This window comes from Sorangium sp. So ce117 (genome assembly GCF_051524395.1).
GTDB lineage: Bacteria > Myxococcota_A > Polyangia > Polyangiales > Polyangiaceae > Sorangium > Sorangium cellulosum_B.
In genome coordinates, this window is record NZ_CP150309.1 from 8,413,165 (window position 1) to 8,435,640 (window position 22,476).

The window sequence follows — 22,476 nt, forward strand, 5'->3', positions numbered from 1 at the left end:
ACAGCGGAAGACCCGCGCGCTCGCCGATCAGGGCGCGACGAAGTGGCCGGGCGCCTCGTCTCCGAAGCACAGGCCCATCTCACGGGCCGTGACGACCGTGTCCGAGTCGAGCGGCACCGTCTTCGTCTTGCCGGCGACGTCCTCGAGGGGGACGAGCTCGATCCGGTTCGAGCGCAGCGCCACCATCCCGCTGCCGCAGTCCTCGACGAGGCAGCGCGCCGCGGCCGCGCCGAAGCGGAGGGCGAGCAAGCGATCCGCCGTCGTGGGTCCGCCGCCCCGCTGGAGGTGGCCGAGCACCATCGAGCGCGCTTCCTTGCCGGTGCGGGCCGCGAGCTCCTTGGCCACGCGCTCGGCCACGCCCCCGAGCACGGCGATGCGGCGGAACGCGTCGCCCGCGTCCTTGATGATCAGCTCACCGCCTTGCGCGTACGCCCCCTCGGCCGCCACGACGATGGAGAAGCGGCGCCCGCGCGACTCCCGCAGGCGGATCTTCTCGGCGATCGCCTCGAACCGGAACGGGATCTCCGGCATCAGGATGACGTCGGCTCCACCGGCGATCCCGGCGTTGAGCGCGATCCAGCCCGCGTTCCGCCCCATCACCTCCACGACCATGATCCGCTCGTGCGCCTCGGTCGTGGTGTGGAGCCGGTCGAGCGCCTCGGTCGCGATGGAGACCGCCGTGTCGAAGCCGAACGTGAGGTCCGTGCAGCAGACGTCGTTGTCGATCGTCTTCGGCACGCCGATGACGAGGGGCAGCCCGCGCTGGAGCAGCAGGTGCGCGATCCGCATGGATCCGTCTCCGCCCACCGAGATGAGCGCGTCGAACCCCTCCGCGCGGAACCGCCGCACGAGATCCTCGGATCGATCCCGGGGGACGAGCCCGTGCTCGCCAGGCGTCGGGTAGTGGAACGGATCGCCGCGGTTCGCGGTGCCCAGGATGGTGCCCCCGAGGTGCGCGATGCCCCGGACCCGCTCGCGATCCAGGCGGATGAGCCCGTCCGGAGCGTCGTCGAGCAACCCGCGGTACCCTTGCCGGATCCCCCACACCTCCCAGCCACGCTCGAGCGCGCCGAGCGTGGCCGCGCGGATCACCGCGTTGAGCCCCGGCGCGTCACCCCCGCCTGTACTGATAGCGATCTTTCGTGCCGCCATGACGCTCGCAGCATCGCGAGCCGCCCCCGGCGACGCAATAGACATCTCCTCGACCTGGCCTCGAAAGGCACGCATGCGCGTGGCGATTCGACGGAACGACGGCGGCGGACGGCGGCGAACGCGGCGCGCTGGACGAGCCCGGGGAACGAACGCGGCGAGCGAGGAGCGCCTGCGCGAAGCGGCCTTCGCACCCGGCGCGCATGCGCCGTGTGGTCGGGGCCGCCACGGGAAGGGTGTCGATCTGGGACGAGCGCAGGCATGACGGCCGCGAGCGCCGGCGACAGGGTATAGGGGCGTGCGCATGCGATCACCCCGGCTGCGTGCCCCTGTATGAACCGCGCCACCCTGATCCGAGGCATCCAGGTCATCGTCACGCTCACGCTCGCGTCGTTCGCTTACGTCCTCTACAGCGAGATCCACGACAAGCAGGCGAGCCTCGCCGCCGCGTTCGCGCACGTGCGCCCGGGCTGGCTGCTCGTCGGCGCCGTGCTGGCGCTGCAAGAGGGCGTGTTCGGAGGCCTCAGGATCTGGACCCTCGGGCGCGTCCTCTGGCCCGAGCTCCGCGTCCGTACCGCGGTGACCTCGGAGTTCGTGCTGATGTTCTGCGCCGGGGTGACCCCCGGACAGGCCGGCGCGGCGCCGTCGCAGGCCGCCGTGCTCGTGCACGGCGGCATGCGGCTCGTCGACGTGGCCACGGCGGAGCTGCTCACCGCCTCGTGCACGATCACCTTCTTCCTCCTGTCCGCCGTGGTCATCTTCGTGCTGCAGCAGGGCGGGATGCTGGTCGTGCCGGCGGGCCCGCAGATCGAGTGGCTGCTCTTCTTCACCGTCGCGATGTTCGGCTCGGCCCTCGTCGCGCTCATCGCCGCGGCGGCGTACCCGCCCCTCCTCAAGGGGATCGTCCGCGCGCTGTCGGTGCCGCTCGGGAAGCTCCTGCGCGCCGCCCTGCTGGGCGCCCGGCGCGTGCCCCGGCTGCGGGCCCGCGCCGAGGCCGCGCTCGCCGCCCCCGGCGCCACGACCGCGCGCCTGCTGCTGGGCGTGGACGAGTTCCACCACGGCTTCCGCATCTACATGCGCCGCGGCAAGCGCGCCTACGCCGCCGCGCTGCTGCTCACGTTCGGCTTCTTCTGCTCGCGGTTCGCCGTCGCCTACTTCATCCTGCTCGGGCTCGGCATTCCGACCTCGCCCTCGACGTTCGTCTCGGTAGGCCCGCCGATCGTGCAGGTCGTCCTGATCCAGACGCTGCTCAACTTCGCGCTCTACATGACCCCCACGCCCGGCGCGAGCGGCGTCGCCGAGCTCGGCTCGAACGCGCTCATGTCGCCCTGGGTCCACGGCGCGTTCGTGGTGCCGTACGTCGTCCTCTGGCGGGTGCTCACCCTGTTCCTCTGCATGTTCGTCGGGGGGGTCTACGTCTTCCGCTACCTCGGCACCGACGTGCTCGAGGAGCGCGTGAAGCAGACGGAGGCGGAGAAGCGCGCGCTCGCGGAGGCGGCGCGCGCCGCGAAGGCGCCGCTGGGTGGAGAGGACACCACCGACCGGCAGCAAGGCGTGGGGTGACGCGGGAATGGGGTGGCGCGGGAATGGGGTGACGCGGTCAGCGCGGCTGGCTCGCGCCAGCCGCGCCCGGCGCAGGATCAGCGCGCGGAGATAGGCACGGCCGCGAACTGGACGAGCTTCCCGCGCCGCACCTTGAGGAGGGCGACGGACCCGTCCTTGAGCTTGGCGATGGCCGCCCGGAGGCCGGCGACATCCTTCACCGGGGCGCCGTTCACCTCGAGGATCACGTCGCCCACCTCGATCTCCTGGACGTTGCTGCCCGAGGCGAATCCGTCGACCCGCACGCCGCCGCCCGGGGCCTCGGAGACCTGGATGCCGAGCTTCTCGGCGCTCAGCTGGCGCTCGGGCCGGGCGCCCTGGCTCGGCCGCGCGCGGCCCGCCGCGTCGCCCTCCTCGTCCTGGAGCGCGTCCAGCTTGGCCACGACCTGCTGCTGCTTCTGGGCGCGCACCAGCGTCACCGCGATCTCCGAGCCGGGCGCGTTGCGCGCCACGTTGCGCCGCAGCTCCTCGGCGTGGTGGATGGGGACGCCGTTCACGTTCACGATCACGTCGCCCGGCTTGATGCCGGCGCGCGCGGCCGCGCCGCCCGGCTCGACCTCGGCGACGAGCGCGCCCCGAGGCCCGTCGAGCTGGAGCGCCGCGGCGAGATCGCGCGTGACGGGCTGGAACAGGAGGCCGAGCTTGCCGCGCTCGACGAAGCCCTTCTCGCGGAGCTGCGGGAGCACGTCCTTCAGCGCGTCGATCGGGATCGCGAAGCCGATCCCGTTCGCGCCCGCCCGGATCGCGGTGTTGATGCCCACGACCTCGCCCCGCCAGTTGAACAGCGGGCCGCCGCTGTTGCCCGGGTTGATCGACGCGTCGGTCTGGATGAAGTCGTCGTACGGCCCCGCGCCGATCGCGCGCGCCTTCGCGCTGACGATGCCGAGCGTGACCGTGTGGCCGAGCCCGAAGGGGTTGCCGACCGCGAGCACGTGCTCGCCGACCCGCAGCTGCTCGCTCGCCCCGAGCGGCGCCACAGGCAGGCCGCTCGCGCCCTTCAGGCGGAGGAGCGCGAGATCGAGCTTGGGATCGCGGCCGACGACCTCGGCCTCGAACTCCCGCTCGTCGGCGAGCCGCACGCGGACGCCGGAGGCGTCGTGGATGACGTGCTCGTTCGTCACGACGTAGCCGCTCGGGTCGATGATGAAGCCGGTCCCGAGCGCCGTCTGCGTCGGCTGCTGGCCCCGCGGGTTGAGCCGTCCGCCGCCCTGCGGACCGAAGAAGAACTGGAATGGGTCGAGCCCCTCGGGCCCCTTGACCTCATGTGTCGTCGTGATGTTGACGACCATCGGCTTCACCCGGTCTGACAGGGCGGCGACATCGAAGGTGGCCGGCACCGGCGCCGTCGCCGGCGGGAGCGTCACGGTCGCGACCGGCGGCGCCGCGGCCTGCGGCGAGGCGGCGGCCTGGGTGGAAGGAGGCGTGGCGTGGGCCTGTTGACCGCAACCGCCGATGGCCAGCGCCGCCGCCGTGAGCAGCGCGAGGGCCGAAGCGCGAGGGCGATAGGAAACCGCTTGAATCATGAAATCTCCGTCGAGCAGTCGAAGGGTCCTGCGATCGACGAACATGGGACCGACTGCGTTCATTCCGCCGCACCAAGAACGCCGCAGCCTCGACTGACAAGAGCGCTCTCCTCGGCCCGCGCGTGCGGGCGCCGCGCCTGCCTGCCCGTCCATGACGGCACGCGCGGCACGCGCGGCACGAAGCCACGCGGCGGTGTTCGTCGAGATTTGAGCCGCGCGCTCGGCAAGGCTGCTAGGGTGCGCGCTCCTGGAGGCGAGCGATGGCGAGCGATGAGGGCCTGCTGCGAGGGCGCAAGATCGGGTTTCTTGGCGGCGGAAACATGGCGGAGGCGCTCATCCGCGGCCTCGTCCAGGGGGGCGCCGTGGGCGCGGAGCAGATCCGCGCGAGCGATCTCAAGAGCGAGCGGCTCTCCTTTCTCCGCGGGCGCTACGGCATCGAGACCACCGAGGACAACGAGGCGCTCTGCCAGTGGGCCGACGTCCTCGTCATCGCGGTCAAGCCGCAGATCGTCGATCGCATCCTCGCCCCCATCTCGTCGGGGCTCGGCCGCTCGGACGTCGTGATCTCGGTGGCGGCCGGCGTGCCGATCGACGCGATCGAGGCGCGCCTGCCCGAGGGAGCGCGCGTCATCCGCAGCATGCCGAACACCGCGGCGATCGCGCTCGCCGGCGCCACGGCGATCGCCGCCGGGAGTCACGCCACGAGCGAGGACGTCGAGATCGCGCGGACCCTGTTCCAGGCGGTCGGCCGCGTCGTCGTGCTCGACGAGTCGCTGCTCGACGCGGTGACCGGCCTGTCGGGCAGCGGCCCCGCCTACGTCATGCTGATGATCGAGGCGCTCGCGGACGGCGGCGTGAAGGTCGGCCTCGGCCGGGACGCGGCGCTGCTGCTCGCGGCGCAGACGGTGTACGGCGCCGCCAAGCTCCAGCTCGAGACCGGCGAGCACCCCGGCCGCCTGAAGGACATGGTGACGAGCCCCGGCGGCACGGCCATCGCGGGGCTCCACACGCTGGAGGCAGGCGGCCTCCGCCGCACCTTGATCGACGCGGTCGAGGTGGCGTCCAACCGCTCGGCCGAGCTGGGCGCCCAGATGGCGCAGAAGCTCCGCCGCACCTGAGCCTGACAAGGAGCGGGCCTGTCCCCGACTGCTGACCACGAGCTGGGGAGCAGCCGCGCCACGCGCAGTGTCACCGCCGGAGCTTGGCCTTGAAAGTACAGGGCACGAGGCTCCATGGCATGCAGTCGCGCCGCTCGTTCTCCGACCTCAGGTGTTGGCGTTCGGCCGGCTCTTGACTATGTTCGCCGCGTCGCAGCGGGACAGGCGATCGCCGGCGGACGGGGAAACCCGGCCGCGGGAGGAAAGTCCGAGCTCCGCAGGGCAGGGTGCCGGGTAACGCCCGGTGAGAGCGATCTCGAGGAAAGTGCAACAGAGAACAGACCGCCGCGCCGCGCGCTTCGCGAGGGCAACGAGCCTCCAGCCCGGATGGGCTGGGCTCCGAGCCTCCGCGGGCTCGCCGCGCGGCAAGGGTGAAACGGCGGGGTAAGAGCCCACCGCGCCCTTGGCAACAAGGGCGGCACGGCAAACCCCACCTGGAGCAAGGCCGCGTAGGGAGGCGTCCGCGACGGCGACAGCCGCCGCGGCAAGGGCTGCCCGCCCCAGGCCTCCGGGTTGGCTGCTTGAGGCGCGCGGCGACGCGCGTCCTAGAGGAATGATCGCCGGCGCGAAGGGGGCGACTCCCCGCGCAACAGAACTCGGCTTACGTCTCCTGCGACCACGAAGCTCCGCCCCGGCGGGGCTTCGTGCTTTTGTGCTCGCCCGCCGCTCACCTGTGGCAAGTCGCTACGCCGCCAGCGGCTGGAGGCGGTCGCGCAGCTTCTTCTTGGCGCGCGCCTCGAGCTGCCGAGCCCGCTCGCGCGACACGCCCAGGCGACGCCCGATCTCGGCGAGCGACAGCTCCTCCTCGGGATCCGCCATCATCCGGGTCTCGACGATGTACCGCTCGCGCGGGTCGAGGTTCTCCACCGCCTGCGTCAGCCGCTCTCGGAGCAGGGCCCCCTCCTCCGCGCGCGAGAAGCGCTCCTCCTGGTCCTGATCGTCCGCGGGCAGCGTGTCGACCAGCGACCGGGCGCCGTCCTCGAACACCTTCGTGTCGAGCGAGACGTCCCGGGCCTCCAGCCGGTGAGCCATCTCCAGCACCTTCTCCGCGGGTGCGCCGAACTTCTCGGCCAGAAGCCGATCCCCCTCCTCCCCCTCGCCCACGAGGCCCGCGATGCGCGCCCGCTCCCGCCGCAACCGGAAGAACATCTTCGAGCGGAGCGGGCCCGAGCCCACGCCGACCAGGCTCCAGGAGTGGATGACGTGGTTCAGGATGTACGCCCGGATCCAGTAGGCCGCGTAGGTCACGAAGCGGTTTCCGCGGTCCGGGTCATACTTGCGGATCGCGTGGACGATCCCGAAGTTCCCCTCGGCGATGAGGTCGGCGAGCGGGATCCCGTAACGCCGGTAGCTGATCGCTATCGAGACAACATGCCTCAGGTTTGCGAGCGCGAGCGCGGCTGCAGCCTGCTCGTCGCCCTGGTCCCGCCACCGTCGAGCGAGCTCGACTTCTTCCTCGCGCGACAGCTCCGGGATCTGCCGAACATGCGTGATGTAGCGCGAAACCGCGCTGGCCTGATCTCGGGACGTTTGCACAGGGTTTCCTTCGAGGTCCGAAGACCCCGGTTCGGTTGTTGAGGCCGGCCGACGCCGGACCCCGTCTCCTGCTGTCAAGGTCGGCCGGGGCCGGACCTCGATCGCGTTGATCGCTTCGCCGGCACTTGCCGCCGACGTGGTTGGTTCGAGATTCCGAAGAGAGCAGCCCACCCAGGCTGCGATGCAGCTGGCATGCCGCCCCGGGCGGGCAGCTTGTACACCATGGCTGCGAAGCGCTGGCGCACGCGCCTCAGGCGCGCCCGAGCGAGGCACGAGCCAAACCGAAGGCGCTAGAGAGTCAGGAGGGCCGCGATGCTCCGGGCAGACGCGCTCACGCGGCCCGTGTGCATCTCGCGTAGGCCGCCCGGGAGACGGGCGGCGCGAGCCAGGACGGAAGCGGCACCCGCGAAGAGGGCGGGCGCCCGATCAGACGAAATCTGACGGAAACGAACGGAATCAGACGGAGAACGAGGAGCCGCAGCCGCAGGTGCTCTTCACCGACGGGTTGCTGAACTTGAAGCCCGAGCCGTGGAGGCCTTCCACGTAATCAATCTCCGTGCCGTCCAGGTACTGGAAGCTGAGCGGGTCGATGAAGAGCTTGATGCCCCTGTCCTCGAACTCCTCGTCGAACTCCGTCGGCTTGTCCTCGAAGTACAGGTCGTACGAGAAGCCGGCGCACCCGCCGCCCACGACGCGCAGGCGCAACCCCTGCCCCAGCAGCTCCTCCGCTGTCGCGATCTCCATCACCTTCTCGGCTGCCTTCTCTGTGATCGTGATCATCCTGGAATCTCCTCTGCGTGCTTTGTCGGCGGGGGACGGCAGGTCCTGTCTCTAACGGGGCGCTCGCCCCGCCGGAAGGCGAACCGTGCGGTGAGCCCGGCCGGCCGTGCCCTGGGGTGGGGTGCTCAGGGCTCGCCAAAGATACGCACCTTCAGCGATGTCCGCCAGTGCCTCAGCCGGAGCGGCGTCAGGCGGCGCCCTGGCCGACCGTTCGTCCAGGGATGACCACCTGCGCGCGGTGCGCCCCGCCCGTGCGCCCACCTCTGCGCCCAGACGCGATCGCCCGGTCGCTCATCCGGCAGCGTCGGAACGTAGCATTGTTCACAGATGAGTCCGCGGCCAGGACGGCCGCCATCGCCCGCGCGCAGCCGACGCTTGACGCCGGCTGCTGGGACCGACAAGTATCAATCCGTCAATCCGGATTAGGAGATACAACTTGCTCGATCTCAGCGCCACCACCGACGGAAGCGAACGCCCCGCGCGCCTCGAGGAGATCCTCGAACACCGGATCCTGTGCCTCGACGGCGCGATGGGCACGATGATCCAGCGCTACCGCCTGGGCGAGGCCGACTACCGCGGCGATCGCTTCCGCGATCATGCGATCGACCTCAAGGGCAACAGCGATCTCCTCGTGCTGACGCGGCCGGACGTCATCTCCGAGATCCACGGAGCGTACCTCGACGCCGGCGCCGACATCATCGAGACGAACACCTTCACGGGCACCTCGATCGCCCAGGCCGACTACCGGCTCGAGTCGCTCGCCTACGAGATCAACCTGACCGCGGCCCAGATCGCCAGGAAGGCGGCCGACGCGTGGACGGCGCGCACGCCCGGCAAGCCGCGCTTCGTCGCGGGCGCGATCGGGCCGACGCCGAAGACGCTGTCGATCTCGCCGAGCGTGAGCGACCCGTCGTTCCGCGCCGTCGGCTTCGACGAGCTGCGGCGGGCGTTCGCGGAGCAGGTGCGCGGGCTCGTCGACGGGGGGGTCGACGTGATCCTCGCGGAGACGTTCCTCGACACGCTGAACATGAAGGCGTGCCTCGTCGCGATGGAGGAGGTCTTCGCGGAGAAGGGGCGGCGCCTGCCGATCCTGCTCAGCGTGACGATCACGGACAGGAGCGGCAGGACGCTCTCCGGCCAGACGATCGACGCCTTCTGGACGAGCGTGGAGCACGCGAGCCCGCTCAGCGTCGGCCTCAACTGCGCCCTCGGCGCGAGCGACATGCGGCCGTACCTCGTGGATCTCGCGAAGCTCGCCCGGGCGCGGGTGAGCTGCTACCCGAACGCGGGCCTCCCCAACGCGTTCGGCGAGTACGACGAGCTCCCGGAGACGACGTCGCGGCTGCTCGCGGAGTTCGCGGAGAGCGGGCTCGTGAACATCGTCGGCGGCTGCTGCGGGACGACGCCGGATCACATCCGCGCGATCGCCCGGGCGACGGCGGAGCTCCGGCCGCGGCCCGTGCCCGCGGGGCGCGACGGCTTCGGGCGCTTCGCCGGCCTGGAGACGCTCGTCATCCGGCCCGACACGAACTTCCTGATGATCGGCGAGCGGACGAACGTGACCGGCTCGGCCCGGTTCATGGAGCTCATCAAGAAGGGCGACTTCACGACCGCGCTGGAGGTGGCGCTCGATCAGGTGCGCGGCGGGGCGAACCTCCTCGACGTGAACATGGACGAGGGCATGCTCGACTCCGAGCAGGCGATGACGACCTTCCTGAACCTCATCGCCACCGAGCCCGAGATCGCCCGCATCCCGATCATGGTCGACAGCTCGAGGTGGTCGGTCATCGAGGCGGGGCTCAAGTGCATCCAGGGCAAGGGGATCGTCAACTCGATAAGCCTCAAGGAGGGGCCGGAAGACTTCCTCGAGAAGGCGCGCGCCGTGCGGCGCTACGGGGCGGGGGTCGTGGTGATGGCCTTCGACGAGATCGGCCAGGCCGAGACGGTGGAGCGCAAGGTCGCGATCTGCCAGCGCGCGTACAGGCTGCTCACCGAGGAGGCGGGCTTCGATCCGCAGGACATCGTCTTCGACCCGAACATCCTCGCGATCGCGACCGGCATCGAGGAGCACGGCGATTTCGCGAAGAGCTTCATCGAGGCGACGCGGATCATCAAGGCGACCTGCCCGGGGGCGCGCGTGAGCGGCGGCGTGTCGAACCTGTCGTTCTCGTTCCGCGGGAACAACGTCGTCCGCGAGGCGATGCACTCGGCCTTCCTGTTCCACGCGATCCGGGCCGGGATGGACATGGGCATCGTGAACGCGGGGCAGCTCGCGGTCTACGAGGACATCCCGAGGGACCTGATCGAGCGGGTGGAGGACGTCCTCTTCAACCGGCGCCCGGACGCGACCGAGCGGCTCGTCGAGCTCGCCGAGCAGGTGAAGGGCAAGGGCAAGAAGAAGGAGCTCGACCTCGCCTGGCGCGACGGCCCGGTCGAGGAGCGGCTCTCGCACGCGCTCGTGAGGGGGCTCGTCGACTTCATCGAGGCGGACGTGGAGGAGGCGCGGAGGAAGTACGAGAGGCCGCTCTCCATCATCGAGGGGCCGCTGATGGACGGGATGAAGATCGTCGGCGAGCTGTTCGGCGCCGGGAAGATGTTCCTGCCGCAGGTGGTGAAGAGTGCCCGCGTGATGAAGCGCGCCGTCGCGTACCTCCTGCCGTTCATGGAGGACGAGAAGGCCGCCGGGGGCTCGTCGTCGCAGGGGAAGGTCGTGATGGCGACCGTGAAGGGCGACGTGCACGACATCGGCAAGAACATCGTGGGCGTGGTGCTCGGGTGCAACAACTACGAGGTGATCGACCTCGGCGTGATGGTGCACCAGGACAGGATCCTGGAGGCGGCGCTCCGCGAGAAGGCCGACATGATCGGGCTGAGCGGCCTCATCACGCCGTCGCTCGACGAGATGGTCAGCGTGGCGCGCGAGATGGAGCGGCGCGGAATCCGGCTGCCGCTGCTCATCGGCGGGGCGACGACGAGCCGGCAGCACACGGCGGTGAAGATCGCGCCGGAGTTCAGCGGGACGGTGGTACACGTGCTCGACGCGTCGCGGGCGGTGGGCGTGGTGTCGAGCCTGCTCGATCGGGCGAACCGGCAGGCGTTCGACGCGCAGAACCGGGAGGAGCAGGCCAAGCTGCGCGAGCTCTTCGCGAGGAAGCGGGCGAAGCCGCTCGTGACGCTCGCCGCGGCGGACGGGGGGCGGCTCGAGATCGCGTGGCGGCCCGAGGACATCGCGAGGCCGTCGTTCACGGGGCGCCGCGTGGTGGAGGTGCCGCTCGCGGAGGTCGCGAGGTACATCGACTGGACGTTCTTCTTCACCGCGTGGGAGCTCAGGGGGCCGTTCCCGCAGATCCTGGAGCACCCGCAGTACGGCGAGGCGGCGCGGGAGCTGTTCGATCACGCGCAGAAGGTGCTGCGGCGGATCATCGAGGGCCGCCTGCTCGAGGCGCGGGGCGTCTATGGCTTCTGGCCGGCGAGCGGGGAGCAGCGGGACATCGTGCTCTACGCGGACGAGACGAGGGAGCGGGAGCTCGTCCGGTTCAACATGCTGCGCCAGCAGCAGGTGAAGGGGCGGGGCGGCGCCGAGGAGGACGGAGACGGCGGCGACAAGGCCGCGGGCGGGGTGAGGCCGCACCTGTCGCTGGCCGACTTCGTGGCGCCGCGGGAGCGCGGGCTCGCCGATCACGTCGGCGCGTTCGCGGTGACGGCCGGGCTCGGGCTCGACGAGATCGTGCGCGCGTACGAGAAGGACAGGGACGACTACAGCGCGATCATCGCGAAGGCGCTGGCGGACCGGCTCGCGGAGGCGTTCGCCGAGCTGCTCCACGAGCGCGCGCGCAAGGACTGGGGGTACGGCGCGGGAGAGGCGCTGACGAGCGAGGAGCTCATCGAGGAGAAGTACCGGGGGATCCGGCCGGCGTTCGGGTACCCGGCGTGCCCGGATCACACCGAGAAGCGCAAGCTGTTCGCGCTGCTCGACGCGCCGTCGGTCGGCATCGAGCTGACGGAGAGCTGCGCGATGACGCCGGCGGCGAGCGTCAGCGGCATCTACCTGGCGCACCCGAAGGCGCGGTATTTCATGGTGGGGCGCCTCGGCAGGGATCAGGTCGCGGACTACGCGAAGCGCAAGGGGATGACGGTCGAGGAAGTGGAACGGTGGCTGTCGCCGAACCTGGGGTATGACCCGAAGGCGGCTGTCGAGGGGGAGAGCGCCGTCGTGGCGGCTTGACGACGGGCGGAAGCGGCGATGAGCCCAGCGGGGCACGTTCCAGCAGAGGGACGGCGTCCGAGCGCGGCAGCGATCCGACGCAGACCGCGCGACGAACGTTGTGATAACAAGTTCCCCATGTCCGAAGCCGACTGGTTTGCGCTGAACCGCGCTGCCTGGAACGCGCGCACCCGCGTGCACCTGGCCTCGAAATTTTACGATCTGGACTCGTTTCGGGCCGGCGCGAGCTCTCTCAAGCCGATCGAGCTCGAGCAGGTCGGCGATGTGCGTGGAAGGTCGCTGCTCCACCTGCAATGCCATTTCGGGCAGGACACGCTCTCCTGGGCGCGGCTGGGCGCCCGCGTCACCGGGCTGGACCTCTCCGACGAGGCCGTCACGGCGGCGCGAGCGCTGGCGCAGGAGCTCTCGGTGGACGCGCGCTTCGTCGAGGCCAACGTCTACGACGCCCCCGAGGCCCTCGGCGGCGAGACGTTCGATATCGTCTTCACCTCGTACGGCGTCCTCGGGTGGCTCCCGGACATGACGCGCTGGGCGCGCACGGCCGCAGCGTGCCTGAAGCCCGGGGGCGTCCTGCACCTCGTCGAGTTCCACCCCCTCGTGTGGACCTTCGACAATGCATTCGAGCAGATCGCCTATGCCTACGATGGTCACGGGGAGCCGATCGTCACCGAGGAGACAGGCACGTACGCCGACAGGAGCGCGCCCGTGACGCTGAAAGAGGTCGGCTTCAACCACGGGATCGGGACGGTTGTGTCGTCGCTCCTCGACGCGGGCCTCACGCTGGAGCGCCTGCGCGAGCTCGACTGGTCCCCCTACGACATCTTTCCGGACATGGTGGAAGGACCGCCAGGGCAGTTCCGCATGAAGAAGTTCGGGCGCCGACTGCCGCTCGTCTATGCTCTCGCGGCGCGACGGCGCGTCTGAGAGCGGGGCGAGCCCCACGCACGCTCAGGGGGTCGCCGTCCTCCGGCCGCGGCGGTCACTTGGCATCACTTGCCGTCACTTGCCGTCACGGGCACAGGACGCGCTCGTCCAGGGGGAGGCGCGGGCTGCGCTCCGGGCGCGCGAAGCTGTCGGGCGACCGCAGCACGTCGCCGAGGCGCGCGTCGGCCAGCGCCACGAGCGCGGCAGGCGCGGCGGGCAGCGGTCCGCCGCACGGGATGGGCTGCACCATCGCGTAGACCATCGGACCGCGCTGGAGGAGGCTCTCGTACAGCGCGTGGCCGAAGACGAGCGCCGCGGCCTCGCCCCGCTGCACGGCGTCCCGCACCTCGCCGGCGCAGCGCTCCAGATCGGAGGCGTCGCCGAGGAGGGGCGCCTCGCGCGCGTTGTTGTAGAGCAGCAGGAGCCCGCCCTCGTCGAGGAGCGCGAGCCCGTCCAGCTCGCGCGTGCGCGCCGGGGGGAGCGCCTCCGCGCCGGGATGGAGGCGCGCGGCGATCGCCCGGTGCTGGCGCGCGTGGAGCTCCGCCTTCGCGCGCGGGAAGGCGGCCCACACCAGCATGTTGAGGAAGTCGTGCCAGTTGCTCGGGCGCGTGGGCACGCAGCCCTCGACGTGGATGCGCGCGTCGTAGAGCGCCGAGGGGTCGACGGGCCCGCGCCGCCCGCGCCGGCGAGGCCGCGGTTTTTGCTCCGCAAAGCGCACGGGGAACCCCTCGCCGAGCGCCCGGTTGTAGTCCTCGACCGGCGGCCAGCCGCCGCACCCCGCGAACGCCTCGGCCAGGGGGCGGATCGGCCAGTAGAGCCGGCTCTTCTCGTAGAAGAGCGGCTCCCAGGGAACGGGGGTGCTCCCTGGCGCGCCGCTCGGGTGCGGCGCAGCTCGGCCGGCGGCGCTCACGCGGCGCAGCGTAGGAGCAGCGCGGCGAGAGCTCAAGCCGCGCGCAAGGCGGCGCCGGGACGCGCGGATCGCGAGGCGGCGGCCACGCGCCGGGACCCGGGCCGCCGGCCGCCCGGCAGGCCCGCGGTGGACCGAGCGCACGGAGCTGGACAGCAGGGCGCCGGTGTCCCGAGACTCCCTGTCTCAACTCACCCAGTTTCCCTGGATATCCATGCTCGCCCTCGTGCAGCCATCACGCAACGAGAGCTCGCGCCAAGCCTGGAGTGATGGCCGAGTGATGGCCGTTCGCCACGGACGTCGCCGCAGCGGATCTGCCCCCACGTCCGCCGCCCGCGTGTCATCCTGAGATAACGAGATGGCTCGCCTCGAGGACCGCCTGCCAGAGAACGCCCCCGGCGATTACTTCGTCGACCGGTCGTGCATCGACTGCGACGTATGCCGCCAGCTCGCCCCCTCGGTGTTCGCTCGCGCGCCCGCCGTCGAGCAGAGCATCGTCGCTCGCCAGCCCGCGACGCCGGACGAGCACCTCCGCGCGGCCATGGCGCTGGTGTCGTGTCCGACCGCCTCCATCGGCACCTCCGCACCGGCGGCGGGGATGGCCGCCGCGACCTTCTCCTTCCCCGAGCCGATCGACGAGGATGTCCATTATTGCGGCTATACCTCGTCGTCCTCCTTTGGCGCGGCGAGCTACCTCATCGTGCGACCCGAGGGCAACGTGCTCGTCGACTCGCCCCGCGCGGCCAGGCCGCTCACGAAGCGCATCCGCGAGCTCGGCGGCGTCCGGACCCTGGTGCTCACCCACCGCGACGACGTCGCCGATCACCGGATCTTCCGCGACAACTTCGGGTGCGATCGCGTGATCCACGCGGACGACATCGACGACGGAACAGCGCTCGCCGAGGTGAAGATCAAGGGGCTCGACCCCGTGGCCCTCGCGCCCGATCTCACGTTGATCCCCGTCCCGGGCCACACGCGGGGCAGCGTCGCGCTCCTCTTCCGGGACCGGTACCTCTTCACCGGGGACCATCTCTTTTTCTCCGGCGAGCTCGGGCGACTCGACGCGTCGCGCGACGTCTGCTGGTATTCCTGGGCGGAGCAGATCCGCTCGATGGAGCGCCTCCTCCAGCACAGGTTCACGTGGGTCCTGCCCGGGCACCACCGCCGGTACCGCGCTCCCTCCGAGGACGCCATGCACGCCGAGCTCGCCGAGCTCATCGATCGCATGAAGATGGCGTGACACGCGCACAGGCCCATGCGCGTTAACGTGCGCGCGCGCTTCGGCGAGCGGCCCGCCTCGGTCCGCCGGGCGCCGTGGTACGATCGCGTCCCTGATGACGCCGGACCTCATCGTTCGCGGGTTGCGGGTGGTCACCGGGGGCGCCGTGCGGCCGGCCTCGGTGCACATCCAGGGCGGCACCATCGTCTCCGTCGCCGGTTACGACGAGCTGCCGGAGGGCTGCCCCGTCGTGGACGCTCGGGGCGCGGTGGTGATGCCCGGGCTGGTCGATGCGCACGTGCACATCAACGAGCCCGGGCGGACCGAATGGGAGGGCTTCGAGACGGCGACGCGCGCCGCGGCCGCGGGCGGCGTCACCTCGCTCGTCGACATGCCCCTCAACAGCATCCCGCCGACGACCACGGTCGCGCACCTCGAGAAGAAGGCGCGCGCAGCGGAGGGCCGGTGCCTCGTCGACGTGGGCTTCTGGGGCGGCGCCGTCCCGGGCAACGCGGGAGAGCTGGTCCCGCTGCTCGAGGCCGGCGCGCTCGGATTCAAGTGCTTCATGGTCGACTCGGGCGTGGCGGAGTTCGGCCACGTCGCCGAGGCGGACCTCAGGGCCGCGCTCGAGGTGCTCGCGGGCACGGGGGCGCCGCTGCTCGTCCACGCCGAGCTCCCCGGCCCCATCGACGCGGCGCGCGCGGCGATCGCCGGCCTGGATCCGCGGACGTACGCGGCCTACCTGCGCTCGCGCCCGCGGGAGGCGGAGGACCAGGCGATCGCCCTGCTCGCGTCGCTCTGCCAGGCGACGGGCGCGGCGGCGCACGTGGTCCACCTCTCGTCGGCCACGGCGCTCGACATCCTGCGGCGGGCGCGCGACGGCGGCGCCGCGCTGTCCGCCGAGACGACGCCGCACTACCTGCACTTCGCCGCCGAGGAGATCCCGGACGGCGCGACGCCCTTCAAGTGCGCTCCGCCGATCCGGGAGCGGCAGAACCGCGAGGAGCTCTGGGCCGCGCTCGCGGGAGGCCTCATCGATTTCGTCGTCTCCGATCACTCCCCGTGCACCCCCGAGCTCAAGCGGCTCGAAGCCGGCGACTTCGACGCCGCCTGGGGCGGGATCTCGAGCCTGCAGCTCGGCCTGTCGATCGTCTGGACCGACGCCCGACGCCGGGGCATCCCGCTCGAGCGGCTCGCCGACTGGCTGTGCCGCGGGCCCGCGAGGCTCGCCGGATTGCGCCGCAAGGGGGAGATCGCGCGCGGGTTCGACGCCGATCTTGTGCTCTGGGATCCCGACGCGAGCTTCCGGGTCGAGCCGCCGACCCTCCAGCACCGGCACAAGGTGACGCCGTACGCCGGGGAGGAGCTCCACGGCGTCGTGGAGGCCACGTACCTTCGCGGCGAGAAGGTCCATGAGCGCGGGAGCTTCCCCGCGGAGGCGAGAGGGCGATGGCTGAAGCGAGAGGGGTGACGGGGCCGGCGTTCGCGGAGGCGCTCGATCTGGCCTCGGAGCGCCTGGGCGGCGCGGTGCTCGCGGCGAACGACGAGTTCTTCGCGCCGAAGGAGAACCTGCTCAAGGCAGGGAAAGCGGTGTTCCTCGAGCACGAGTACACCGATCGCGGGAAGTGGATGGATGGCTGGGAGACGCGCAGGCGCCGGACTCCCGGGTTCGACTGGTGCCTCGTCCGGCTGGGGCTGCCAGGGATCCTCCGCGGGGTCATCGTGGATACGGCGTTCTTCCGGGGCAATTACCCCGAGCACTGCTCCATCGAGGCGTGCGCGGCGCGGCCCGACGCGCGGGTCGAGGACTTGCTCGACCCACGGACGCACTGGGTCGAGATCCTGCCGCGCTCGCCGCTGGCCGGCGACTCGCAGAACGCGTTCGAGCTGAGCAGCTCTTCGCGGTTCACGCACCTCCGCCTGAACATCTACCCGGATGGCGGCGTGGCGCGGCTCCGGGTGCACGGCGACGCCCTCCCCGACGTCCGCCGGCAGGGCCGCCCGGGCGCGGAGATCGATCTCGCGGCCGCGGAGAACGGCGGGCGCGTGCTCTCGTGCAGCGACATGTTCTTCGGGGTGCGCCACAACCTCATCATGCCCGGCCGGGCGGCGAACATGGGAGACGGCTGGGAGACGCGGCGCCGGAGGGGGCCCGGGTACGACTGGGCGCTCGTGGCGCTCGCGGCTCAGGGCGAGATCGCGCGGATCGAGGTCGACACGAACCACTTCAAGGGCAATTACCCCGACAGCTGCATGATCGAGGGGATCGACGCGGCGGGGCGCTCCGCGGCGGAGCTCGCCGGCGCGGGCGAGTGGCGGGAGATCGTGCCGCGGACGAAGCTCCAGGCGCACACGCGTCATCTCTTCGAGGAAGAGCTCCGCGCGACGGGGCCGTTCACGCATGTGCGCCTGAACATCTATCCTGACGGCGGCGTGAGCCGGCTCCGCATCTTCGGCAACGCGACCCGGAGCGGGGCGGCCGAGCAGCGGCTCCGCTGGCTCAACGCGCTCACGGAGCCGGAGGCCGAGGCGGAGCTCCGCGTGGCGTGCGGCTCGTCGGCGTGGGCGTCGCAGATGGCGGCGGCGCGGCCGTTCCGCGACGAGGAGCACCTCTCCGCGGCGGCGGCGCAGGCCTTTGCGCGGCTCGCGCCGGAGGACTGGCTCGAGGCGTTCCGCGCGCACCCCCGCATCGGAGAGACCAGGCCGCAGGCGGAGACCGCGGAGGCGAGCGCGACGGCGAGGCGCTTCTCCAGCCAGGAACAGGCGGGGATGAGCGCCGCGGCGGTGGATACGCGGGAGGCGCTCGCGCGCTTGAACCGCACCTATGACGAGAAGTTCGGGTTCATCTACATCGTCTGCGCCACCGGGAAGAGCGCGGACGAGATGCTGGAGGCGCTGCGCGCGCGGATCGAGCACACGCCGGAGCAGGAGCTGCCCATCGCCGCGGACGAGCAGCGGAAGATCACGGCGATCCGGCTGAAGAAGCTCCTGTGGGGCGGATAGAGCCCCGGGGCGCGGCCCCCGAGGAGGGAGCGCGCCGGGCGAGGAGAACGCCGGCACATCGGGTGTCCGGGCGATCGGGTGTCCGAGCGTGGGGCGCTCAGCGCGAGAGCTGGCCTCGCAGCGCGCCGTCGGGGAAATCGGCGGTGCGCACGGCGACATAATACCTCTCTGGATCACCGAGCAATGCGCTCAGATCGTCGCGGGCCGCGCTCACGCAGCCGCTGGAGCTGCCGCCGGTCGGCGGCATCAGCGTGATGATCCCGCGGCCCGCGCGGCCGGCGGAGCCCTCGTGGATGCGCGCCGCGGTCGCCGGCGCGATGCCGGCCACCGCGAGATCGAAGCAGACCTCGCCGCGGTCGAGATCGAGCGTGACGCGCGCCGTGCCGCTCCCCTTCGGGTCGCCGGGGCCGGGCACTTCGTCTTGCCCGGTGAGCGCCGCCGTGAGCGAGCGGACCGGGCGCTCAGGCAACGCCGCGCGCGCCAGCGCCGTCGCGAGGAGGACGGCGCCCAGCGCGAGCATCGTGAGGTGTTGCATGTCTCCCTCCTGCACATCACGGCGATGTGCGATTCGAGGGCGCCACGAAGAGCAAAGGCGACGCCGCCCGCGCGCCGCGAGCCGCCCCGCACGTCGGTCGATCGCGGGGGCGGCGAAGAGGCCGCGACGGACACGGCGATTCGCTCCGATCGCCGAGGCGCGCCGGAGAGAGACAGAGGCGGACAGCGGACCCGGATCGGCACACGGCGCCGGGAATCGGCGTCGCCTGCGCGAGGTGGCAAGGCGGCCGGTGCTCCACACGGGCGGACAGGCCGCGGGCGCGGCCAGAGCAGCGGTGGAGGCACCCGCATGAGCACGCCCGGTCCGTCGCGGGCGGGGGCTCAGGGTTGACGACGAGTCCGCCTTCTGCCAGGAGACGGACGCGCGCGAGGCGCGCGGAGAGCACGGCGGAGGCACACGATGAGCACAGAGATCTCGAAGACCGACAACGACGACTGGACCATGCCCAAGCTCATCGCGCTCGCGTTCACGACGCTCCTCGTGGCCTTCTCGGTCATCTACCTCATCTCTCCCTGAACGGCGCCCGCTCGCCCGTTCCCCGGCGCGCGCCGGCCCCAAGAAGGGCGGCGTGCGCTACAGCTTCCTTGCGCAGCGCACGCCGAGCGCGTCCGTCGTATCGGTCGGGTCCCAGCCGGTCCGCAAGCGAGCGGAGAGGTCCTCCGGTCTAGGCTGCCACCAGCTGCCGCCACGGATCACCCGCGCGGAGCCGCGCTCGACGTTCGCGCAATCACGGCACGGCTCGGGGTACGTCCCCTCGAAGTCCAGGGTCCACTCCCACACGTTCCCCGCGAGGTCGGCCTGCCCCCACCGGCCATCACCCCTCGGCGATCTCGATCCGACGACGGCGCTGCCCGTCATGTCGAACACGGCGTAGGTCGAGTTCGGAAACGCGTTGCCCCACGGATACGCCCGCTGCTCGCTCCCGCCAGCCGACGCGTATTCCCACTCCGCCTCTGTCGGGAGCCGCCCGCCGTCCCAGGCGCAGAAGGCGAAGGCGACGAACCAGCTCACGCAGCTGATCGGCTTGAGCTCGTTCCCGCCCGCGTCGTCAGTCCACGAGTGCAATCCCGGGTTGCACTTCAAGTCATCCCTCAGCGCCGCCTGGCTCGCGGGCAGACGGGAGTCCCACGCGGCGTCCCAGCCGCTCCGCAGGATCGCCGGGTGAGCTCCAGCGCCGGCCGCGGGTCGGCTCGCGGGATACGCCTCGACGAACTTGCGGAACCGTCCGACGGTGACCTCGTAGCGATCCAGGCGCAGGTCGCTCACCTCCGCCGGATAGGCCGCGTCGTCGCTCCGCTCGTACCGGCCGGCCGGAACGCGCGGGCTCGCGCAGCAGGGCTGGTTCCGATCCGGCCCGCAGGCCTCGCCCGCCCCGGTCTCGCCCAGGCGGCAGCTCTGCGGCAGGATGCACCGGCCCGCGCCGCACCACCCAGCGCAACCGGCAAGACCCCACCGCCCGTCGCTGCCGCACACCTCGATGCGATCGCCGGCGCACCGCGCCTCGTCGGGAGAGCACTCGACAGGGGTCCCCCCGCCCCCGCCTGCATCACCGCCGCCGCCAGCCGCTGCGCCGCCGGCCTCACCGCCACCCGTCGCCCCACCACCCGTTGCCCCACCACCCGCCGCGCCACCGCCGGTCGCTCCGCTGCCGGTCGCACCGCCGCCGGTCGCGCCGCCCCCCGTCGCGCTGCTGCCAGCCCCGCCGCCACCGACCGCCGTGCCCGGCCCACCACCTGCTCCGCCGCCGGCGGCGCCAGCGCCGCCGTCGCCATCGACGAAGCTCCGCACCCTCTGCTCGCAGCCCGGCCCGAGCGCGGCCATCGCGACGGCCAGCCAGCCAGCACCGCGCCGGCGATCCCGAGCTTCACCCGAACGAATCCGTAGAGCGCCCACAGTTCACCTTCACAGTCGCCCACCGACGGGCACCCGCCATCGTATCATGTGGGACACCTGCTTCACCCCGCCCGACCGCCGACCTCGCTGCGCCTCCGGGCGCACCACGGACGGCAGGCGCACGCGTCGCGCTCGCCGCGCGGGACGGCGCTCTCGCGCGGATGCGCGCTCAGCTGCCTCGGTACGTGGTGTAGCCGTGAGGGCTGAGCAGCAGCGGGACGTGATGGTGCTGCGCCGGGTCCCGGATCTCGAAGAGGATCGACACCGTGGGATAGAAGCTCTCGCACCCGAGCGCCGCGTAATAGGCGCCTGTGTGGAAGGTGAGGCGGTAGCGGCCCTGGAGGGGCCGTTCGCCGGGCGGCAGCAGCCCCTTCTGCCGGCCGTCGCCGTCGGTCGTGCCCCGTCCGACCTCCCGGTAGCCGCCGTCGTCGCCGACCTCCAGCACCACCAGCACGCCGCTCGCCGGGCAGCCCCGTGACGTGTCCAGCACGTGCGTCGTGATCGCGCTCATCGGTCCTCCTCGTCGCTCGGGCCCTCTGCGAACCGGGCCATTCCGGTGCTCTCCTATCACGCGCTCCGGCGCGCCACGATGGCTTGAAAGGATCGGCCCCTGAGCTCGTCCGGCGTGAGGCCGGTCCTCTCCGCCGCCTCGCCCTCCGTCATCGCCCCCGCCCCGATCGCGCGCAGGAAGAAGCCCAGGAGCCCCTGCCCCGTCGCGGCGTCGTCGAACACCGTCCCGGCGACGGTCGCCTGGGCGGCCCGCTCGACGAAGCTCCGCAGCCGCGCGGCGGCCGCGTCGACGCCCTCCAGGAAGAACGCGTACGTGGCGGCGTAGCGGACCGGCAGCTCCGCGGGGTGGAGGTCCCAGCCCTGGTAGTAGCCGCTCTCGAGCGCGCCGCGAACCTGCCCGTACTTCAGCCGCCACGCGCCCACGACCGCGCGACGGTTCTCCTCGCTCTGCTGCGGCGTGAGCGGCGCGCCGCCGGGGCGCGCGCGGTGCGGGCCGACGGGCAGGAGGTTGCTCGCGCCGTCGGACAGCCAGAGCCCCGAGCCGGCCAGCGCGACCTGCATCACGTGCCGCGCGAAGTCGCACGCCGGGTGGGCGAGGCGCTGATGGGCGGCCGTGATCTCGCAGCTCGCCGTGTAGTCATAGGCCCCGAAGTGCGCCGCCACGCACCGCCCGCGGGCCGCCTCGACCAGCCCGGGCAGCGCGATCTCCCCGCGCGGGCCGATGATCGACGCCGGCGTCTCGACCATCAGCTCGATCCGGATCGAGCCGGCCGGAAGCCGCAGCGCGCCCTCGAGCGCGTCGAGGGCGTCGGCCAGGGCGGCGACCTGCTCGGGCGCGACCACCTTCGGCAGCGTCACCGCGAAGGCGGGCGGGAGCGCGCCGCCCGAGGCGGCGATGAGCGCCGAGAAGAACACGTCGAGCGTCCTCAGGCTCCGCTCGGCGCACCCGTCGCCGAGCGGCTTGATCCTGATCCCGAGGAACGGAGGCAGGCTGCTCGCCGCCATGCCGAGGGCGACCTCGCGCGCGGCGGCGGCGGCGTGCGCGTCCTCCTCGTTTCCGGGGCGCACGCCGTAACCATCCTCGAAATCGATGCGCAGGTCCTCCACGGGCTCGCGGCGGAGCTTGTCGAGCACGCGCGCGTGCACCGCGTGCGCGAGCCGCGCAGCCCCGGAGGCGCCCTCGGCCGCGCCTCCGCCCGCCTCGATCGCGGCGGCGAGCGCGAGGGCGTCGGCGCGCCCCTCCGGGAGCCCCTCGGCCCCCGGCAGGCCGATCGCCCGCGCGAAGGAGGCGAAGTCGGGCGCGTGCTCGTCGACGGCGCGGAGGGCCACCGCCCCGAGCTTCCGGGCCGTGTCGGCCTTGAACAGGTGGGCGCCGCCGTAGACGGTGTGGACCGGCTGGCGCGCGCCCGTGCGGTCGAAGACAGAACGCCCGCTGCGGAGGCGCGAGAGCGCGCCGCGCAGCGCTTCGGAGGAGAGGCTCGTCTGGAACATG

General features: G+C 72.0%; 16 protein-coding genes and 1 other RNA gene. 8 read left to right on the forward strand and 9 right to left on the reverse strand.

What is annotated here, in order from left to right:
- Nucleotides 1-27: 27 nt before the first annotated feature.
- Nucleotides 28-1,152: a 6-phosphofructokinase gene (locus WMF46_RS31370; protein WP_437980572.1), complete on the reverse strand. Its 1,125-nt coding sequence runs from the start codon at nt 1,150-1,152 to the stop codon at nt 28-30.
- A 330-nt stretch (nt 1,153-1,482) separates the two neighbouring features.
- Between WMF46_RS31370 and WMF46_RS31375 the strand changes: the two genes are divergently transcribed.
- A complete protein-coding gene (locus WMF46_RS31375; protein WP_437980573.1) occupies nt 1,483-2,712 on the forward strand; it encodes a lysylphosphatidylglycerol synthase transmembrane domain-containing protein in 1,230 nt (409 codons plus the stop codon).
- A 77-nt stretch (nt 2,713-2,789) separates the two neighbouring features.
- Here WMF46_RS31375 and WMF46_RS31380 read toward each other — a convergent pair whose 3' ends face one another.
- Entirely contained in the window at nt 2,790-4,337 is a 1,548-nt protein-coding gene (locus WMF46_RS31380; RefSeq protein WP_437980574.1) for a Do family serine endopeptidase, read from the reverse strand.
- A gap of 197 nt (nt 4,338-4,534) precedes the next feature.
- On the opposite strand from WMF46_RS31380, the gene proC reads away from it, so the two are divergent.
- A complete protein-coding gene (gene proC, locus WMF46_RS31385; protein ID WP_437903252.1) occupies nt 4,535-5,392 on the forward strand; it encodes a pyrroline-5-carboxylate reductase in 858 nt (285 codons plus the stop codon).
- Nucleotides 5,393-5,584: 192 nt separating this feature from the next.
- Nucleotides 5,585-6,049, forward strand: an RNA gene (gene rnpB / locus WMF46_RS31390) — RNase P RNA component class A.
- 66 nt (nt 6,050-6,115) lie between these two features.
- Here rnpB and WMF46_RS31395 read toward each other — a convergent pair.
- Nucleotides 6,116-6,967: a sigma-70 family RNA polymerase sigma factor gene (locus tag WMF46_RS31395; RefSeq protein WP_437980575.1), complete on the reverse strand. Its 852-nt coding sequence runs from the start codon at nt 6,965-6,967 to the stop codon at nt 6,116-6,118.
- 456 nt (nt 6,968-7,423) lie between these two features.
- Nucleotides 7,424-7,747, reverse strand: a complete 324-nt coding sequence (gene erpA, locus WMF46_RS31400; RefSeq protein WP_437980576.1) for an iron-sulfur cluster insertion protein ErpA — start codon at nt 7,745-7,747, stop codon at nt 7,424-7,426.
- A gap of 436 nt (nt 7,748-8,183) precedes the next feature.
- Here erpA and metH point away from each other — a divergent pair, with 436 nt between their 5' ends.
- Together metH and WMF46_RS31410 are read left to right on the forward strand one after the other, a co-directional pair.
- Nucleotides 8,184-11,972, forward strand: coding sequence for a methionine synthase (gene metH / locus WMF46_RS31405; RefSeq protein WP_437980577.1), 3,789 nt, complete (start codon nt 8,184-8,186; stop codon nt 11,970-11,972).
- A 117-nt stretch (nt 11,973-12,089) separates the two neighbouring features.
- Nucleotides 12,090-12,896 carry a class I SAM-dependent methyltransferase gene (locus WMF46_RS31410; protein WP_437980578.1) on the forward strand — a complete coding sequence of 269 codons (807 nt, stop codon included), beginning with the start codon at nt 12,090-12,092 and terminating at the stop codon, nt 12,894-12,896.
- 85 nt (nt 12,897-12,981) lie between these two features.
- Here the strand turns inward: WMF46_RS31410 and WMF46_RS31415 are convergent, their stop codons facing one another.
- Nucleotides 12,982-13,806 (reverse strand): DUF3025 domain-containing protein, encoded by an 825-nt coding sequence (locus WMF46_RS31415; RefSeq protein WP_437980579.1) that lies wholly within the window; start codon nt 13,804-13,806, stop codon nt 12,982-12,984.
- 355 nt (nt 13,807-14,161) lie between these two features.
- On the opposite strand from WMF46_RS31415, the gene WMF46_RS31420 reads away from it, so the two are divergent.
- The 3 genes from WMF46_RS31420 (at nt 14,162) to WMF46_RS31430 (ending at nt 18,025) form a co-directional block, all read left to right on the forward strand.
- Entirely contained in the window at nt 14,162-15,043 is an 882-nt protein-coding gene (locus WMF46_RS31420; protein WP_437980580.1) for an MBL fold metallo-hydrolase, read from the forward strand.
- Between the two features lie 94 nt (nt 15,044-15,137).
- Nucleotides 15,138-16,493, forward strand: a complete 1,356-nt coding sequence (gene allB, locus WMF46_RS31425) for an allantoinase AllB (RefSeq protein WP_437542870.1) — start codon at nt 15,138-15,140, stop codon at nt 16,491-16,493.
- Nucleotides 16,472-18,025, forward strand: coding sequence for an allantoicase (locus WMF46_RS31430; RefSeq protein ID WP_437980581.1), 1,554 nt, complete (start codon nt 16,472-16,474; stop codon nt 18,023-18,025). Before allB ends, WMF46_RS31430 begins: the two co-directional genes overlap by 22 nt.
- Nucleotides 18,026-18,122: 97 nt before the next feature.
- Here WMF46_RS31430 and WMF46_RS31435 read toward each other — a convergent pair whose 3' ends face one another.
- From WMF46_RS31435 to WMF46_RS31450, 4 genes are all read right to left on the reverse strand, one after another.
- Nucleotides 18,123-18,560: a CHRD domain-containing protein gene (locus tag WMF46_RS31435; RefSeq protein WP_437542875.1), complete on the reverse strand. Its 438-nt coding sequence runs from the start codon at nt 18,558-18,560 to the stop codon at nt 18,123-18,125.
- A gap of 594 nt (nt 18,561-19,154) precedes the next feature.
- A complete protein-coding gene (locus tag WMF46_RS31440) occupies nt 19,155-20,402 on the reverse strand; it encodes a formylglycine-generating enzyme family protein (protein ID WP_437980582.1) in 1,248 nt (415 codons plus the stop codon).
- Between the two features lie 241 nt (nt 20,403-20,643).
- Nucleotides 20,644-20,985, reverse strand: coding sequence for a hydroxyisourate hydrolase (gene uraH, locus WMF46_RS31445; protein WP_012238509.1), 342 nt, complete (start codon nt 20,983-20,985; stop codon nt 20,644-20,646).
- 56 nt (nt 20,986-21,041) lie between these two features.
- Nucleotides 21,042-22,475, reverse strand: a complete 1,434-nt coding sequence (locus tag WMF46_RS31450) for a DUF6986 family protein (protein ID WP_437980583.1) — start codon at nt 22,473-22,475, stop codon at nt 21,042-21,044.
- Between the last annotated feature and the right edge of the window lies 1 nt (nt 22,476).